The organism is Roseibium sp. JB4-4 (assembly GCF_055693425.1).
On record NZ_CM146333.1, the window covers coordinates 5,612,138 to 5,628,668 of the forward strand.

General features: G+C 55.1%; 11 protein-coding genes. 9 read left to right on the forward strand and 2 right to left on the reverse strand.

Features of this window, described 5'->3' with window-relative positions; translation table 11 throughout:
* The first annotated feature begins 117 nt into the window (after positions 1 to 117).
* Entirely contained in the window at positions 118 to 1,965 is a 1,848-nt protein-coding gene (locus ACZ1HV_RS26460; RefSeq protein WP_472716812.1) for an ABC transporter ATP-binding protein, read from the forward strand.
* Positions 1,966 to 2,226: 261 nt separating this feature from the next.
* Here the strand turns inward: ACZ1HV_RS26460 and ACZ1HV_RS26465 are convergent, their stop codons facing one another.
* A complete protein-coding gene (locus ACZ1HV_RS26465; RefSeq protein WP_472716813.1) occupies positions 2,227 to 2,715 on the reverse strand; it encodes a GNAT family N-acetyltransferase in 489 nt (162 codons plus the stop codon).
* A 174-nt stretch (positions 2,716 to 2,889) separates the two neighbouring features.
* Positions 2,890 to 3,369 (reverse strand): Lrp/AsnC family transcriptional regulator, encoded by a 480-nt coding sequence (locus ACZ1HV_RS26470; protein WP_152501126.1) that lies wholly within the window; start codon positions 3,367 to 3,369, stop codon positions 2,890 to 2,892.
* Positions 3,370 to 3,516: 147 nt separating this feature from the next.
* On the opposite strand from ACZ1HV_RS26470, the gene ACZ1HV_RS26475 reads away from it, so the two are divergent.
* From ACZ1HV_RS26475 to ACZ1HV_RS26510, 8 genes are all read left to right on the forward strand, one after another.
* Positions 3,517 to 7,038, forward strand: coding sequence for an indolepyruvate ferredoxin oxidoreductase family protein (locus tag ACZ1HV_RS26475; protein ID WP_472716814.1), 3,522 nt, complete (start codon positions 3,517 to 3,519; stop codon positions 7,036 to 7,038).
* 502 nt (positions 7,039 to 7,540) lie between these two features.
* The gene (locus ACZ1HV_RS26480; protein WP_298818303.1) at positions 7,541 to 8,626 is read left to right on the forward strand and encodes a DUF2336 domain-containing protein; all 1,086 of its coding nucleotides are present in this window, start codon (positions 7,541 to 7,543) and stop codon (positions 8,624 to 8,626) included.
* Between the two features lie 167 nt (positions 8,627 to 8,793).
* Positions 8,794 to 11,196 (forward strand): mechanosensitive ion channel family protein, encoded by a 2,403-nt coding sequence (locus ACZ1HV_RS26485; RefSeq protein ID WP_298818305.1) that lies wholly within the window; start codon positions 8,794 to 8,796, stop codon positions 11,194 to 11,196.
* Positions 11,197 to 11,281: 85 nt separating this feature from the next.
* The gene (locus tag ACZ1HV_RS26490; RefSeq protein ID WP_298960145.1) at positions 11,282 to 11,848 is read left to right on the forward strand and encodes a hypothetical protein; all 567 of its coding nucleotides are present in this window, start codon (positions 11,282 to 11,284) and stop codon (positions 11,846 to 11,848) included.
* Positions 11,849 to 11,964: 116 nt separating this feature from the next.
* Entirely contained in the window at positions 11,965 to 13,014 is a 1,050-nt protein-coding gene (locus ACZ1HV_RS26495; protein WP_472716815.1) for a glycosyltransferase family protein, read from the forward strand.
* Between the two features lie 2 nt (positions 13,015 to 13,016).
* On the forward strand, positions 13,017 to 13,892 hold the full coding sequence (locus ACZ1HV_RS26500; RefSeq protein ID WP_298960152.1) for a glycosyltransferase family 17 protein: 876 nt from the start codon (positions 13,017 to 13,019) through the stop codon (positions 13,890 to 13,892).
* A 357-nt stretch (positions 13,893 to 14,249) separates the two neighbouring features.
* Positions 14,250 to 15,128, forward strand: a complete 879-nt coding sequence (locus ACZ1HV_RS26505) for a LysR substrate-binding domain-containing protein (RefSeq protein WP_472716816.1) — start codon at positions 14,250 to 14,252, stop codon at positions 15,126 to 15,128.
* Positions 15,129 to 15,365: 237 nt separating this feature from the next.
* Positions 15,366 to 16,517, forward strand: coding sequence for an ABC transporter substrate-binding protein (locus tag ACZ1HV_RS26510; RefSeq protein WP_472716817.1), 1,152 nt, complete (start codon positions 15,366 to 15,368; stop codon positions 16,515 to 16,517).
* Positions 16,518 to 16,531 lie beyond the last annotated feature (14 nt).

The following is a 16,531-nucleotide window of genomic DNA, read 5'->3' on the forward strand; positions in this document are numbered from 1 at the left end:
TTCCCGTGTCGGTTTCAGCAATTCATCCGTACCGCCCGCGACCCGTAACTCTGAAAAGCGTCTCCGCGCCGGTGCGATTTTTTCCAAAATCTCGAACTTGCAATGGAGCGCGGACCGATGAAAACGGTCTTCTCTTATCTTGAAAATATCGTCTCTCCCTTCAAACCCCATGACGGAACGCCGCCGCCTTCCGATCTGAGCGCGTTTTACTGGCATTTTGTCCGCCAGATCTGGAAGCCGCTGGTCTGGCTCATGGCGTTTGGGTTCGTCGTTTCGATCATCGAGGTCGCCCTCTTCGATTATCTGGGGCGGATCATTGACTATCTGAACACGACCAGTCCCGATCAACTTCTCACCGATCACGGTTCCGAATTGATCTGGATGCTGGTGGTGGTCGTGCTGCTGCGCCCTTTGTTTGGTGCAGGCCACGCGATGATCAAGTTCCAGATCATCGAGCCGGCCATGACCAACCTCGTTCGCTGGCAGACGCACAAACACGTTCTGGGGCAGTCGCTGTCCTACTTCAACAACGACTTTGCCGGGCGTATTGCAAACAAGATCATTCAGACCGGCCCGTCCTTGCGCGGCTCCGTCGTGTCACTGATCGACGCGATCTGGTTCGTTCTGATCTATGTCACAGCGGCGATTTATCTGTTTGCCGGTGTCGATGCCTGGCTGATCCTGCCGCTTGTTGGCTGGATTGTCATTTACGTGGCGCTGCTGGTGTATTTCGTACCGCAGATCAAGGAGCGATCGGCCATCATGTCCGAAGCGCGCTCGAGCCTGACAGGGCGGATCGTTGACAGCTACACCAACATCCTGACTGTCAAACTGTTCGCCGCGGGCCGCAAGGAGGAAGCCTATACGCGTGATGCGCTGGAGGATCATACGCGCAAGTTCTACGACATCCTTCGGCCGCTGACGCAAATGGTCATTCTGCTTTGGATCGTCAACGGTGTGTTTATTGCGTCGTTGAGCGCGCTTGGCATTGGCCTTTGGCAGAGCGGTCTCGTCTCTGTCGGGTCGCTGACACTGGCCATTACGCTGTCGGTGCGCATCGTCAACATGTCCGCCTGGATCATGTGGATCACAACCGATATCTTTGAAAATATCGGAACGGTTCAGGAAGGCATGGAAACGATCTCCAGACCGCACACGCTGGTGGATCGCAAAGGCGCCAAGCCCTTGGCTGTCTCCAAAGGCGAGATCGTCTTTGAAGGTATCCGGTTTCACTATGGAAAGGACAAAGGCGTTATTGACGACCTGTCACTGCGGATTGAACCCGGCGAAAAAGTGGGACTGGTCGGGCGGTCCGGTGCCGGTAAATCGACCCTGGTCAATTTGTTGTTGCGTTTTTACGACCTTGAGGGTGGGCGGATTCTGATTGACGGTCAGGATATCGGTGCGGTTACTCAGGACAGCCTCAGGGCACAGATCGGCATGGTCACTCAGGACACGTCGTTGCTGCACCGTTCCGTGTTCGACAACATCGTCTATGGCCGGTCCGGCGCGAGCCGGGAAGAGGCCTTGCAGGCAGCGCAAAAGGCCCATGCAATGTCCTTCATTCCCGACCTTCAGGACCTCGGCGGACGGCGGGGACTTGATGCCCACGTCGGCGAGCGTGGTGTCAAGCTGTCGGGAGGCCAGCGTCAGCGGATTGCCATTGCCCGGGTCCTTTTGAAGGACGCGCCCGTACTGGTTCTGGACGAGGCGACGTCGGCACTCGATTCAGAGGTTGAGGCCGCTATTCAAGAAAGCCTCTTTGACCTGATGAAAGGCAAGACGGTGATTGCTATTGCTCACCGTCTGTCGACCATCGCGGCGATGGACCGGCTCGTCATCATGGATCAGGGTCGGATCATCGAGGAGGGCTCGCACAAGACGCTGCTGGAAAGGGGCGGGGTCTATGCCCAACTCTGGAACAGACAGTCCGGTGGTTTCCTGGACCCTGCGGCTGTGGCGTAAGGCCGACCGCAAATCCGGGATCTGCCGTGCCGTGTACCCATCTCGTGAAGGTGACATTACCTTCACGAGATGGGCCTTTCTACTGTCCGCAAGCCAGGAACTTGTCGCCAGCGCGCTGGCTGATTTTGTAAGTTGCCAGTCCTCTTAGCGTCTTCGGGTATCCGTCTTTGTTGTTTCATGGTGCCATCCGGAATCCAGGCAGACACCGCGATCGGTTCCTACGGCTGGGAAGCGCCATAGCTGGCCTTGACGACCTTCTGGTCAGGTTTTCGCCTGCATTGGCAAGATCAGGCCCCATCGGGTTTCCTGAGGCGGTCCGGAAATCTCAAATCCCAGCTTCTTGTAGACTGCGATCGCCCTCTTGTTGTCGGGATGGGGATCCGTCGCGATCACTGGGGCGCCCGCGTTGAAAAGCGTTCGCATGCGCGCACCAATAAAACCTTGCCCGTGGCCAAGGCCGACCATGTCCGGATCTCCGATAAACTGGTCGATCCCGCGCGAGCCTCTGGGAAGGCTGGCGAAATGGTGATTTTCCCACCCGTGCACAGTGTAGTCCTGCATGAAGGCAAAGGGCTGCCCGGCGATTGAAACGATCCAGCGTGCTACCCGCGGATCAGCCAGATCTGCTTCGATGTACGCTTCACCAGCGTCCCACCATTCAAGGACATGGGGCGCGGAACGCCATACCTTCAGCAAGGCGAGGTCATCCAGCGTTGCTTTTTTGAAACTGTAAGGATTGGCCGCGTTCATCGGGCTAGAATAGCAGTTAATACGGTTGTCGAGTCGAGCTCTTGGACAGCATTGCAGCAAAGAGTTTCGACGCCCACACCGAAGTCAGCAGGCCGACTGCACCCGGCTAATTGAACCTGGCGCAAGTATGACGTTGTCTTCAGAGGCGGTGCCAAGCAGTGCTACATTGCGCAATCAGTTTTCGCGCAGAGGCAGCGCGACAGTGTCTTTCACCGTGTTGACCACAATGCGGGACTGCACATCGGAGACCAGAGTATTGTCCAACAATTTCAATCGCAGAAAGTTGTCGTAGGTCTTGATGTCGTCGGTAACGACCTTGATCAGATAGTCAACCGCGCCTGTGATGCGCTCGCATGTGACTACTTCCGGCCAGTGGTGCACCAGCTTGTCGAAAGTTTCCATGTTTTCCCGGCTGGGCACTGCAAGTTTGACAAAGGAATAGGCAACAAAGTTGAGGCCAACCGATTCCCGGTCAATAATTGCGGTTATCTGACGGATGATGCCCTGTTCCTTGAGGCGCTTGATCCGTCGCCAGCATGGGGTCTGGCTCATGCCCGATTCCTTTGCGACTTCCGCAATGGAGAGTGAGGCGTCCCTCTGCAGGACACGAAGAACACGAATGTCGGAAGGGTCGAGAAGATATTTGTCAGTCATCGGCCATTTTAGGAATTTTTATGCTGCCCCGGGGTGAATTGCCGTGACGATAGCACAGAAATTGCCCGTGAAAAGGATGATATTTATCTGCAGATGAGGTTGCCGGGGAGAGGCTAGCCCCCATACTGTTGGTTAGGAGGAAATTGGATGAATGTGCATATGCCAACCGTGACGCTTGAGGACAAATACGTCGCGACGGAAGGTCGGGTGTATCTGACCGGCATACAGGCGCTCGTCCGATTGGCACTTGATCGCGCACGCCTAGACCAGCAGGCTGGTATGAAAACCGGCGGGTTCATTTCAGGTTATCGCGGATCGCCGCTGGCAGGCTACGACACCGAGCTGATGCGCGCGAAGCGTCACCTCAAGTCCTCCGATGTCGTTTTCAAGCCTGGCGTGAATGAGGAACTAGGAGCGACAGCTGTCTGGGGAAGCCAGAAGCTGCGCGGTGAAGGCGGTGTGGGGCGTCCAACCGATTATGACGGCGTGTTCGGGATCTGGTACGGCAAGGCTCCCGGCGTGGACAGGGCCGGCGACGTCCTGCGTCAGGCCAATGCATCCGGTACTGACAGGAATGGTGGCGTGCTTGCTCTTGCAGGCGATGATCATCTGGCAAAGTCTTCCATTCTTCCGGCGCAAAGCGAATTCTTTTTCCAACATGCCGAAATTCCCGTTCTCAATCCGGCGGATATCCAGGACGTTCTCGACTACGGTCTGCACGGGCTGGAAATGTCGCGCTTCACCAGCCTTTGGACGGCACTGATTTGCGTCGCCGACACAATGGATGCGTCGGCAACGATCAACGTTTCTTCGGACCGCCTGAGACTTGTGCGTCCGCTCGACGACGATCCGCGGAAGGACTATCGCCAGAACCGCGACCTGATGCTTGGCAACCGGCTCGAAACCGAGCGCCTGGTACGCGATCTCAGGATTCCGGCGGCTCAGAACTACGTGCGCACCAATGGCCTCGACAGGATCACCTTCGGCAGTACTCGCCAGGTGAAACTTGGAATTGTCGCGTCCGGCAAAGCCTATCGCGACCTGCTTCAGGCGCTTGACCTGATGGGCATAACCAAGGCAATGGCCAAGTCGATGGGCCTTGCCGTCTACAAGGTTGCCATGACCTGGCCGCTTGAACCCCTTGGTCTCAGGGAATTTGCGCGCGGCGCGGAACGGCTTTTGATCGTCGAACACAAGCGCGCCTTCATGGAAAGCCAGATCAAGGAAATTTCCTATCACTGGTCGGAAATGAGCCGCCCGGAGATCTGGGGCAAACGGCGCCCTGATGGTTCGCCATTCCTGTCTGATGTTCTGGAACTGTCCGTTGCCGAGCTTATCGAAGGTTTGATGAAGTGGCTTCCCGGCGATGTCGTCAGCGAGGACATGCGCGCTGTTGCGAGCCGGATGACACGCCAGGCGATGTGGGCACAGGGCCATGCCGAGAGAGCCGCCCGTATCCCGTATTTCTGCTCCGGCTGTCCGCATTCAACATCGACCAAGACACCTGAAGGGTCCCGGTCATTGCCAGGCATTGGATGTCACGCAATGACCGAGATGGCCGGCCGGACGACGGAAGGCCAGATAGCAATGGGTGGTGAGGGCGTTCTGTGGGTCGGTCAGCAACCCTTCTCAGGCGATAGCCATGTCTTTGCCAATGTCGGGGACGGCACCTATTTCCACTCCGGCATCCTGGCCATACGCCAGGCACTCGCCTCGAACGTGCCGATTACCTACAAGATCCTTTATAATGACGCCGTCGCCATGACTGGCGGACAGAAAGTCGACGGCCAATTGAGCGTGCCGCAAATCACCCGCCAGCTTGAAGCGGAAGGCGTTGAGCGGATTGCCGTTGTCTCGGAAAATCCGGAAAACTACGGCTCCTGGACGCCAATCGCCCCGGGCACGAAAGTGCACCACCGGGACGAGCTTATGGACGTTCAGGAGGAACTGCAGTCTTTCCCGGGCGTCTCGGTGATCGTCTATGATCAGACATGCGCTGCTGAAAAACGCCGCCGGCGCAAGCGCGGTCAGTTCCCGGATCCTGACAAGCGTCTTTTCATCAATGACCGTGTCTGCGAAGGCTGTGGAGACTGCTCTGTTCAATCGAACTGCCTGTCGGTCGAACCACTGGCTACGCCGTTCGGTGAAAAGAGGGTCATCAACCAGTCAAGTTGCAACAAGGATTTTTCCTGCATCAAGGGATTTTGCCCATCCTTTGTGGAAGTTGACGGCGCGGCGCTGAAAAAGCCAAAAAAGGCAGATGTCGATATCGATGCTCTGGTGACAACCCTCCCGCAGCCGGAGCTTGCTTCACTGGAACGAACTCACAACACGCTGGTCGCAGGCATTGGCGGCATGGGCGTAACGACAATCAGCGCGGTGCTTGCCATGGCAGCGCATGTCGACGGCAAACAAGCCTCTACGCTTGACATGACTGGGCTTGCGCAAAAGGGCGGGCCGGTCACCTCTCACGTTCGGTTTGCTGCAAGCGACAGATCCATAGAAGGACCCCGTGTTCCTGCTGCAAACCTGGACCTTCTGGTGGCGAGCGACATGGTGGTCGCGACCAATGCCGATCAGCTTGCTCTTGCACATCGCGGCCAAACGCTGACAGTTGCAAATACCAAGGTTGCACCGACTGCCGAATTCGTTTTGAAGCAGACGCTTTCGTTTGATGAAACGCGCATGGACACGGCTCTGCGCGAGGCGTCCGGAAAGTATCTTCCGCTGAATGCTGCTGACGTCGCCGAGAAGCTTTTGGGCGATGCGATCTATGCCAACATGCTTCTTGTCGGAATGGCTTATCAAAGCGGTGCGTTGCCTATTTCGGACTATGCTCTGGAAACGGCCCTGGAGTTGAACGGGGCTGCTATTGCCAACAACATCAAAGCATTCCGGGCAGGGCGTGTGCTGGCTGCAGATCCGGACCAGCTTTTGAAAACACTGCCATCTGAGCACAAGCCCCGGCAGTTCACGCTGGACGAAAAGATCGCCTTCAATGCGGCGGAGCTGACGGCCTATCAGGACAGCGCGTATGCCGCGCGTTACCTGGAGTTGTTGGAAAAGGTAAAGACAGCCGACGAAGCCCATGGCCCTGGCACGTTGCGCCTTACACAGACCGTTGCTGACCTGCTTTACAAGGTGATGGCCTACAAGGACGAATATGAAGTCGCACGGCTCTATTCCGATCCGGCATTCAAGGAAAAGATTGCGCAGCGCTTTGAAAATCCGAAGAAACTGAAGGTCCATCTGGCGCCGCCTTTCCTGGCGCACCGCAAGGACCCGAAGACCGGCCGACCGGAAAAGATCGCTTTCGGCACCTGGGTATTCGGCGTTTTCGGGTTGCTTGCCAAATTCAAGGCCATGCGAGGTAAGTGGTACGACCCGTTTGGCCGCACGCATGAGCGCCGCGCGGAGCGCGCCTTGATTGCTCAATACGAAAAGGATATCGCCGAGATCCTGAACAAGTTGCCCCACGGCAATTACGGGCTTTTGGTTGAAATTGCCCGGGTCCCTGATCTTGTCCGTGGTTTCGGACCCGTGAAGGACGCAAACTTTCAAAAGGCCATTGAAAAGCGCCAGCAACTGCTGGAACAGCTGGACAAGTCTGGAGATGGCGGCAGCAAAAAGGCCGACAGTACCAAGGAATTTCTGGCTGCCGCAGAATAAGGCTTGATGGAGCAAAGACCGGCGCACCGCGTCGGTTCCTGGCTCTGCGGTTTTGGGTTTGCCAGCAAGTCTGCAGCTCTGAACGGCTTGCAATCTCTAATGCCACCCGGTCGATGTGTTGGTGTATCGAGCGGTTGATCGCCCAAGATAGTGCCTCTGTTTTGCCGGCAGGGTTGGTTCGGACATTTTTCACGCGTGAGTTAAATGAACAGACCGTCCTGAACCCTGAATTGCATAAAATCCCAAGTCGATTTCATTTTTTTCACAGTGTTTTTCGACTATTTTCTCGACCGATTTTTCTGGATTTTAGACGAATTGAAACGCGAAAATTCCTTTTTATCAGAAGTTTACAGGCGTTCCGTAAAATCTAAATTGAATTCGCGCAAGGTTTTACAAAAAGACAATTACATTCTCGAAATGTGTGTTTTGCTCTTCTTTAAATCTCGGCGTCATCTTCGCTACCAACGCCAAATCGGCAAAATTTGAGAATTGGTATCGAAGTATGACAGAAGCGTTGAAAACAGAACTGGTGAACTTTTCGGAGCTGACTGGTGAAGCTGGCAGCGCCCGTCGAGCGGAGCTGGCGCGGCACGTTGCGACCTTGTTCGCATTGACGTCGGACCGCTGCTCAGACGAGCAGGTCGATATCTACGACTCGGTGCTGTTGCGCCTCGTCGACATGGTGGAGTCCGAAGTTCGGCGATACGTCGCTGAGCAGATGTCGAGCCTTAGGCGCGGCCCTGAGGAGACGATCCGCCGCCTTGCTGATGACGATATTGAAGTTGCGGAACCCATTCTGGTGAGGTCCACCGTCCTGCGCGACACTGATCTGATCAAGATCGCCGAGAAGCGTGGCAACGCCCACCTTTTCGCAATGGCGCAAAGAGAGGTTCTGACAGAGTCCCTTACCGATATTCTGGTGACAAAGGGGGATTTGAAGGTCAAGCGGAAGGTTGCCAGCAACGATGGGGCAAGCCTTTCAAATGCGGCCATCAATGCACTCATCAGCGATGCAACCTCGGATGCGACGCTGCAATTGTCTCTGAGTGAACGCGCGGATCTCGCTGAGAACCATATCTCCAACCTGATTTTAGTGGCCAGCGAGGAAGTCAGAAAAAAGCTGAATGCGGCCGGCCGGGGCAAGGATGCTGAGCGTCTGGACGAAGCCGCAGATATTGCCGCACAGCGCATGTCCAACCAGTATTGGCTTGGGCGCTATGACTTCGAAACTGCTCGCAGCCGTGTGCTGATGTTGGCGAAACGAGGCATGGTCAATGAGGCGGCTTTGCGCCGGTTTGCCTCAGAAGACCGGTTTGCTGAAGTGGTGGCTACATTCGCCTGGCTGGTGAGATGCGGTGTTGAGGAAGTCAGTCACTGGATGGTGCGTCCCGATCCTGAGCCCTTCGTGATCCTCGCCAAGGCATCGGGATTTTCATCGATCACCATAAGTTCGCTTTTGAGCATCGGACCGTGGCGGCACCGCCTGACACCTGAATCGCGCAGCGATGCAATGTCATTGTTCGAGCGCATGACCATTGCAGAAGCCAAACGCAAGATGGCGCATTGGAATTTGAACGTCCTGCACTGAAGCGTAGAAAAATCCAGTACCTTGACAGCACTGGAGGGCCCGGTTCCTTGGAGCCGGGCCTTGATCTATTGCTGCGGCAACAACCTGTTACACTTGGTTTCTTTTATTAATCACGGAACCGTGCTTAACAGGGGCTGATTACTTTTATGAATCGTTACGGGGCTGAAATGCGTTCTCTTTCCCATTCGTCTTTTCAATTCAACTTGAAAAGGCATTATCTAATCTCGGCCATTTGCATCCTGGCTGCGATCCTTATTGCAGGTTTTGCTGGTAATCTCGGCGTTTCTGCTTCGCACGCTCAGGGCATTACCGGTGTCATTTCTTCCATGTCCGCGTCAAAGGACGCTGACACGGCAGAGACGCCGGAAGGTGGCGACGAGACCACCGTTGATGCTGCCGCGCGCGAAGCGGCCGAGCATAGCGAGGGCGAGGGCGTTCTAGCCAACTTAGACGAGTTCGCTGATGAAGCGGTCGCGGCACGCGATGTCTTCAAGAAGATCCTCGGCGAGATTCCCATCATTCATCAGACAATGCTGGCCACCTTGCGCGCGGAAGGCGAAGGGCAGGGTTTAAGCTGGATCCCGGTTGCCTTGATTGACATAGTGATCGCCGTTGTTCTGGGACAGGCGGCGTCCTACCTGCTTGCGCGTTGGGGCCGAAGACAGTTTGCGGGCATGTACCGGGCCGACGTTTATTCCCGGTCCGACAAGATCATTTATCTCTATCTGCGTGCCATACTGATGATTGTCGGTGTTGTGCTGTTTTTTGCCGTCGCAGCCATGGTGTTCCTGGCGATTGGCAGCGGTCTTGAATCTGCCAACGAAACCGCAATGGTTGCCTTTGGGGTCATTTCCGCCTTCATGGCCCTCAAGATAATCTGGCTCAATCTTCTGGTTCCGGATGCGGCCAGCCATCGGTTGCTGGCTCTTTCCGACAAGGAAGCTGGCGGCCTTTACCGATTGCTTCTGATCGGATCAGGCGTCTCGCTTACGGCGGTTGCCTTCTGTCTGTGGATGGAAAGGCTCGGGTTGAATGAAGATGCGCACAAGATTGCCTTGATCGCTGCTTCCGCGCTTTCAATGATCATCCTGATCGGAATTGCGCTGGTTTATCGGAAAGTTATCGGCAGGTTGATCCGCGGTGAGGACGAGCACGCAACGCCCTTGTGGCGGCGTGTTCTGGGGAACGTCTGGCACTATGTCGCGATATTCTACTTCATCGTGGCATGGGCGATTTCCGCAGTTCGAATTCTGTTGGACCTGCCAGACGCGACGGGCCTTGTCGGCGCGCCGCTTCAGGTACTGCTGCTTGCTGCCATTGCCTATGGCATCCTTATCCTGATCATCGATCGACTGCTGTTGCCCCGCCTTGATACGGCGGACGCACAGGCCAAGATCGCGGAAGACATCAAGCGCGCCGAAGAAAGCGAGGGCACCGAAGACGATCCGGAAAGTGCTCTGGCTCAAGCGCGTGCCGAAGCAGCCGAACGCGAAGCGTTGCGCACTCCGTTCCGGAACCTTTTTGACCGCGGTGCCGCGATCCTGGTGTTGTTCGGATCTTTGGACCTTTTGGCCAACATGTGGGGTGTTCCTCTTGCCGGCAGTGGCTCGCTGATCGGGTCCTTCGTTGAGGTCCTTCTCGTAATGTTCCTCGGCTACATGGCTTATGAAGCCGTAAAAATCGTCATAGACCGTCAGATTGCCAAGGAATCTCCCGCGGACAAGGATGAGGAAGCCGAAGTCGGCGGCGCCGGGGAAAGCCGGATCGCAACATTGCTGCCGATCTTCCGCAATTTCCTTCTCATTACGATCGTGGTCATTGCGGCCATGGTGGTGTTGGCGGAACTCGGCGTAAACATCGCGCCACTCTTTGCCGGTGCCGGTGTTGTCGGTCTTGCCATCGGCTTCGGCGCTCAAACCCTGATCAGGGATATTTTCTCAGGCGCGTTCTATCTGATCGACGATGCGTTCCGGAAAGGTGAGTACATTGATATCGGCAGTGCCAAGGGCGTGGTTGAAAAGATCTCGATCCGCTCGATGCAACTTCGCCACCATCGTGGTGCGCTGACAACGGTTCCATTCGGTGAAATCCAGCAGGTCGAAAACTTTTCACGCGACTGGGCCGTGATGAAGCTTGCATTCCGGGTCACCTACGACACCGATGTCGACAAGATGCGCAAGATCATCAAAAACTTCGGCAAGGAACTTCTGGACGACGAGTATTACGGCCCGATGTTCCTGGCGCCGCTGAAATCACAAGGCATCCTCTCCATGGAGGATTCTGCGATGATTGCGCGTGTGAAATTCACTACCAAACCCGGCAAGCAGTTCGAGCTCCGCAAGGTCGTCTATGCCGGTCTACGGGATCTGTTCGAGCAAAACGGCATCAAATTCGCGCATCGTCAGGTCACAGTTCGGGTGGCCGGTGCGGGCGAAGAAGAAAATGGCCAGATTTCGCCAGAGACAGCCAAGGCGGCGGCACAGGCCGCGCTAGCGGGCGGCGCCGCTCACACCACTTATGACGATCTGGTTGCCGGAGAGGACGGCCAGGGGCAGGAGGACCAGCTCTAGCAGTCGCACTTTAATCTGAACACGCGTGCTGAAGCGTAGTCATAGTGCTATGCTTCAGCTTGCGGGTTTCAGGATTGGGGGGAATATGCTGATACGAGTGCTGGTTTACACCACATTGCTTTTTGCATCGGCGGGCTTTGCCTTTGCCGGCCCTGTTCAGGACAAGGCTGCTCAAGCCGAGGCTGCCTTGAGCGAGGACAAAGGCGCAGAAGCGGTCGCGCTGATGCGCGAAGCGATTTTCGAAGTCTGGAAACAGGCACCCTTGTCGATCCCAACCGCAACATTCGTCACTGCGCCAGCGGACGGCTATGGTATTTTTACGCCGAGGTCTGATAGCAGTTTTCCTACCGGCGAAGCATTGCGGGTCTACCTGGAGCCGATAGGCTTTGACTGGAACGTGGCTGACGGCCTTTACACGTCTCTTTTGACAGTCGACTTTGATCTGACCACTCCAGATGGAAAGGTACTTGCCGGTCAAAAAGGTTTCGGCAAATTCGACTTCAAGAGCCATGTGCCGAATTCAGAGTACATGGTCAATCTGACACTGAATGTCAGTGGTGCACCAGCTGGAGATTATGTGCTGGTGTTGACCGTGAATGATGAACATGGCGGCGGGTCCGCCAAAGTGCAGCTGCCGTTCTCAATCCAGTAAGAAGCGGCTCATAGTAGGCGCCAAAGCTTCAGACCTGCCGATTTCAGTATCTGGTACATGGACCTTGCGGATGAAATCCGATATCGGTCCCGCACTCGAATTGTCTTGGAAACGGTATGCAAATTGGATTTCAGGCGGGCGCTCTCAACGAGCGCGGCATGAGTGTGGCCCTTTTTGATTATGCTCGCGGCGTTCAGAATTGCCTCGGCCATGAAGCGGTTGTCTTTCATAGTGAGGCCAAGAGTTCGCCTGATGTTGTTGAAAAATTCAGTAAGGAGCTGCGTCTGGTTGCAATGCCGATTGACGAGAACCCGCTGCGTTTCACAGCATCTTATGCTCTGAATTTTTGCTACTACATTCGCGACGGTCGCACGGACCAATTGAACGTGATGGCTGAGCGGTCGGGTGTTCATGCCGTTTTTCGTCATTTCGATCCTCATGGTGACGTTTATGCTTACGTCTCCGACTGGATGAGTGATTGGATGACGGGTGGCAAAGCGCCAGCTGTGCCGCACATTGTCGATCTGCCGGAACCGACTGGAGACATGCGCGCCGAGCTGGGACTTGACCGCGATGCGTTTGTGGTTGGCCGGTATGGCGGCTTCGATCAGTTCAATCTCGAATTTGCCCATCTGGCGGTCGGTGAAGCTCTTGAGAAGCGGTCCAACTTGCATTTTGTCTTCGTGAACACCGAAGCCTTTATCGAACACCCGCGGGTGATCTTCCTGCCGCCCATTGTGGAACCGTCCGAAAAAGCACGTTTCATTGCGACTTGTGATGCCGGGTTGAATGCCAAGAAAATCGGCGAGAGCTTCGGTTTGGCAATTGCCGAGTTTCTGATGTTCGGCAAGCCTGTCTTCAGCTGGGCTGGGGGCATGGATCAGAACCATGTTGCCATGAGCCCCAGGAAAGAGTGGATTTATCGGACACGCCGCGAGCTGGTTCGTCTCCTGGTTGACTTTTCACCGTCTGCGGAAGACGGAGATGTGGCGAGGCAATCTGTTGAGCAGTATCGGCCGGAGCCGGTAATGGCACGTTTTGACGATGTTTTTCTTTCCGGAAAATATCCGTCGAGTGATCTCACGCTGGATCCGGTGTTCAAAGCCAAGCGGTTCCTTCAGGAAAAGGCGATGCGGGCCAAGTTCAGACTGTGGAAGAGCATTTAAATATGAGACTTTTTGACTGTTTCGTCTTTCACAACGAATTTGACCTTCTCGAAATCCGTCTTCGGGAAATGGGCGAACACGTCGACCACTTTGTTCTGGTGGAAGCAAATCAGACCCAGCGTGGTGACGATAAACCCTACTATTTCGCTGAGAACAGAGACCGGTTTGCGCCCTGGGCGGATAAGATCATCGACCTGCAAATCGCCTTTCCGGAAAAACTCCCACCGGCACTTGGTGTTTACAAGAACCGGCGGAAAAAAGACTGGGAGCGTGAAAACTTTCAACGCAATTGCATCGCCCGGGCGCTGGAACAGCTTTCCGGCGACGATCTCATCCTGCTATCTGATGTTGATGAGATTGTACGCTCTGACGTGCTGGCACGGGTGTTGGAGCAGCAGCTCTTCAGGAACAGGTTGCTGGTTTTCGAGCAGAGTTTGCACAAGCACCATCTCAATCGGATTGTCCCCGGCAAGACCTGGTTGCTCGGGTCGAGATTGATTGAAAAGAAGTATTTCACCACGCCGCAGCAACTGCGCCGAACCAAGGCGCGCATGACCAAGAAGGCATTCGTTCCCGACGTTCTGACCCAGCCATTCCTGCGGGTGCGCAACAACAATCTGACGGGCATCAGCCGACCGGTGCGGATCGTAAAGGATGCCGGGTGGCATTTTTCCTCAATGGGTGGGCTGAAAGCCTTTCAGACCAAACTGGCCTCGGTCGTCCATGGTCAGACGGTCGACACCAGCGACATTCAAGAACTCTACCGGAGGGAGCTCACAGGAACCGAGCTCACCCCGTTGAGCGTGTTGCCTGACTGTGTACAAGAGGGTCGTTTTGATCACATGCTGGCACGAACTGGCGGTGCGGAAACGCAATGATCTCTGCCGGTTCCTGAAGAGACTGCTTTCCTTCCCGCGGCCATGACAAAACATCTTCCCGCGCAAGGCCAAGATCGGCAAGCACGCAGTCCGCTTCGCGCCAATAAAGCCTGTCGCGCTCGGCCTTGAACCGCATGTCTGCGCGCCATCTTTCAAGAAATCGGATCAGAGCTCTCAAAGTCCGTTGAGTTGTGGCGAGTTCACGAATGAGAGGAAACTTCACGATCTTCATGAAGAAAAGTCCCTGTTCTGCAACAAAAGTGGGTTTATTATGCTCATTCCAATGGCGTTTGCCTAAGGAGAAGAATTCTCCATCCTGTGAATAAAATTCACACTCTGATGCATGGGAGATCGAGATTGAAACTGCCGCCGCTGAATGCGTTGCCAGCTTTTGAGGCGACTGTCCGGCTGGGATCCATGACAGCTGCCGCAGAAGAACTTGGCCGCACGCATGGGGCTGTCAGTAAGCAGTTAACGCATTTGAGTGAACAGGCGGGCGTACCACTTTTCCGGAAAGTTGGAGCGGGAGTTACGCCGACTTCGGACGGCAAGCTTCTGGCCGAAGCAGCGCGGTCGGCTTTGGGTGATTTGGAAAGGGCCTGGACAGACTTAAAACAGCGTTCGCAAGCACCTGTTCTGGATATTGCTGTCAGTGCCACCTTCGCGATGCGCTGGCTCATGCCGCTCATGCCACGTTTTTATCAACGTCGGCCGGACGCCCAGGTTAACTTCCGCATGACCGGCAAGACACGAATTCCGGATGATGAAATCGATGTCATCCTGACATGGGATCGGCTTCGCAGAGGGTTTCACGACGATGATGATATCCAGGTTCTTGGAGATGTCGCGTTTGGCATTGTTCATGCTCCGGGCCTCGAGATGGACATCCAAGGCAAGCATCTCAAGGTTCGCAATCGGTGCGTCCAGCAACTTCCCGGCGATGTTTGGGGCGCTTACAGCAAATTGACCGAGATCACGGTCCAGGCGGAAAGCAAGACGGCCTATGAGCACACCTTCCTCGTGATTGAGGCAGCCCTTGCCGGTTTTGGGGCGGCGCTTCTGGAAAAACGTCTGGTGGAGGATGAACTCAAGGATGGCCGCCTGATTGCTCCATTCGGCTTTCAGACGATTGAAGGCGGCTTCGGCGCGATCCTGCCGGATGGGAAGCAGCCGAGACCATTGGTAAAGGTGTTTTTGGATTGGCTGCAGGAAGAGGCAAAGGGATGCCGACCATGAAAGCTAAGGCCTGCCCGATGTGAGCAGAGAAGCTGAACCAGATGGGGAGCAAGTGCGAATTTGTTGCAGGTGTCTGATTTTGCTTTTAAAATAAAGACTTATAAAAATTTTGTCTGCGCCGAAATGGGCTTTAATGTGTTCGGCCGAAGAGAGAAGTTATAAATATGACTTTTTGAGTCGACTTTCTTCTAAGCTTCAGATACCCAGAACCGGTACACAATCCATACGGAGACCGCCATGTCTATCAAGACACAAATGTGCGGCTTCCTTGGAGCTATTGCAGCCAGCGTTCTTATTCTTTCGCCAGCAACCGATGCACAAGCAGAAGCCTTGACTTTCACCGACATCGCGGGACGCGAAGTCACCCTTCCTGAATTGCCGGACAAAATCATACTTGGCGAAGGCCGGATGATGTACGGGATCGCTCCCCTGATCGATGGCAATCCCTTCGAAAAAATCGTTGGCTGGAAAAATGATCTGGTTCAATACGATCCGGATGCTTTCCGCAAATACCAGGCCGTCTTCCCCGAAGACGCTGCGCGCATGATTGATTTCGGCAATCCCTATGCCGGCGAATTCAGCATTGAAGCGGTACTGGAAGCTGAAACCGATCTGGTTCTGCTTGACGTTGGGAACCTGTTCAAAGCAGAAGAAACCGGTCTGATCGAAAAGCTCGGCAATGCCGGCGTACAGGTCGCCTTTATCGACTTCCGCCGGAATGCAACGGAAAACGCCGTTCCGTCGATGCTGATCCTCGGCCGGATCTTCGGCGAAGAGAAAAAAGCCGCCGAATTCATTGACTTCTACATCGCACAGATGCGGAAAGTGACCAACATTGTCGACACGATCCCGGCTGAAGACCGGCCCCTGGTCGTTGTTGAAAATGCTGCCGGTTGGCAAACTGATTTTTGTTGCTGGTCCTTTGGACCTTACAATTACGGGCGTTTCGTGGAGCTTGCCGGGGGCAAAAACTATGCTTCAACGCTCGCAAATGCCTATTCGGTTGAACTGAACCTGGAGGGGATCATCGAAGCCGACCCGGATGTCGTTTTCGGGACCGGTGCGAATTGGAAAGAAGCGAAGCCGGAAGTCACCTCAACGCTGCTCGGCTATGAAGGCGACCCGGAAGTCAACAGCGACCGGCTTGCAGCGCTTGCTGCCCGCCCTGGCTTTGCCGATTTGCGTGCTGTGAAAGAGGGCCGGTTCCATTCGGTCTATCACCAGTTCTACAACTCGCCCTACCACTTCGTTGCAATTCAGATTCTGGCCAAGTGGCTGCATCCTGAAGACTTTGAAGACCTCGACCCAGAGGCGACATTCAAGGAATTGCACGACCGGTTCCTACCTTATGACCTGTCGGGTCAGTTCTGGATTTCTCTCAAAAACTAGGGCTTTCAAGTCCG

Excerpts from the sequence above, each read along its gene's own strand:
- ACZ1HV_RS26480 (WP_298818303.1), top strand. The coding sequence starts at position 7,541 with ATGACAGAAGCGTTGAAAACAGAACTGGTGAACTTTTCGGAGCTGACT.
- ACZ1HV_RS26470 (WP_152501126.1), bottom strand. The coding sequence starts at position 3,369 with ATGACTGACAAATATCTTCTCGACCCTTCCGACATTCGTGTTCTTCGT.
- ACZ1HV_RS26490 (WP_298960145.1), top strand. The coding sequence starts at position 11,282 with ATGCTGATACGAGTGCTGGTTTACACCACATTGCTTTTTGCATCGGCG.
- ACZ1HV_RS26465 (WP_472716813.1), bottom strand. The coding sequence starts at position 2,715 with ATGAACGCGGCCAATCCTTACAGTTTCAAAAAAGCAACGCTGGATGAC.
- ACZ1HV_RS26460 (WP_472716812.1), top strand. The coding sequence starts at position 118 with ATGAAAACGGTCTTCTCTTATCTTGAAAATATCGTCTCTCCCTTCAAA.
- ACZ1HV_RS26475 (WP_472716814.1), top strand. The coding sequence starts at position 3,517 with ATGAATGTGCATATGCCAACCGTGACGCTTGAGGACAAATACGTCGCG.
- ACZ1HV_RS26485 (WP_298818305.1), top strand. The coding sequence starts at position 8,794 with ATGCGTTCTCTTTCCCATTCGTCTTTTCAATTCAACTTGAAAAGGCAT.
- ACZ1HV_RS26510 (WP_472716817.1), top strand. The coding sequence starts at position 15,366 with ATGTCTATCAAGACACAAATGTGCGGCTTCCTTGGAGCTATTGCAGCC.
- ACZ1HV_RS26495 (WP_472716815.1), top strand. The coding sequence starts at position 11,965 with ATGCAAATTGGATTTCAGGCGGGCGCTCTCAACGAGCGCGGCATGAGT.
- ACZ1HV_RS26500 (WP_298960152.1), top strand. The coding sequence starts at position 13,017 with ATGAGACTTTTTGACTGTTTCGTCTTTCACAACGAATTTGACCTTCTC.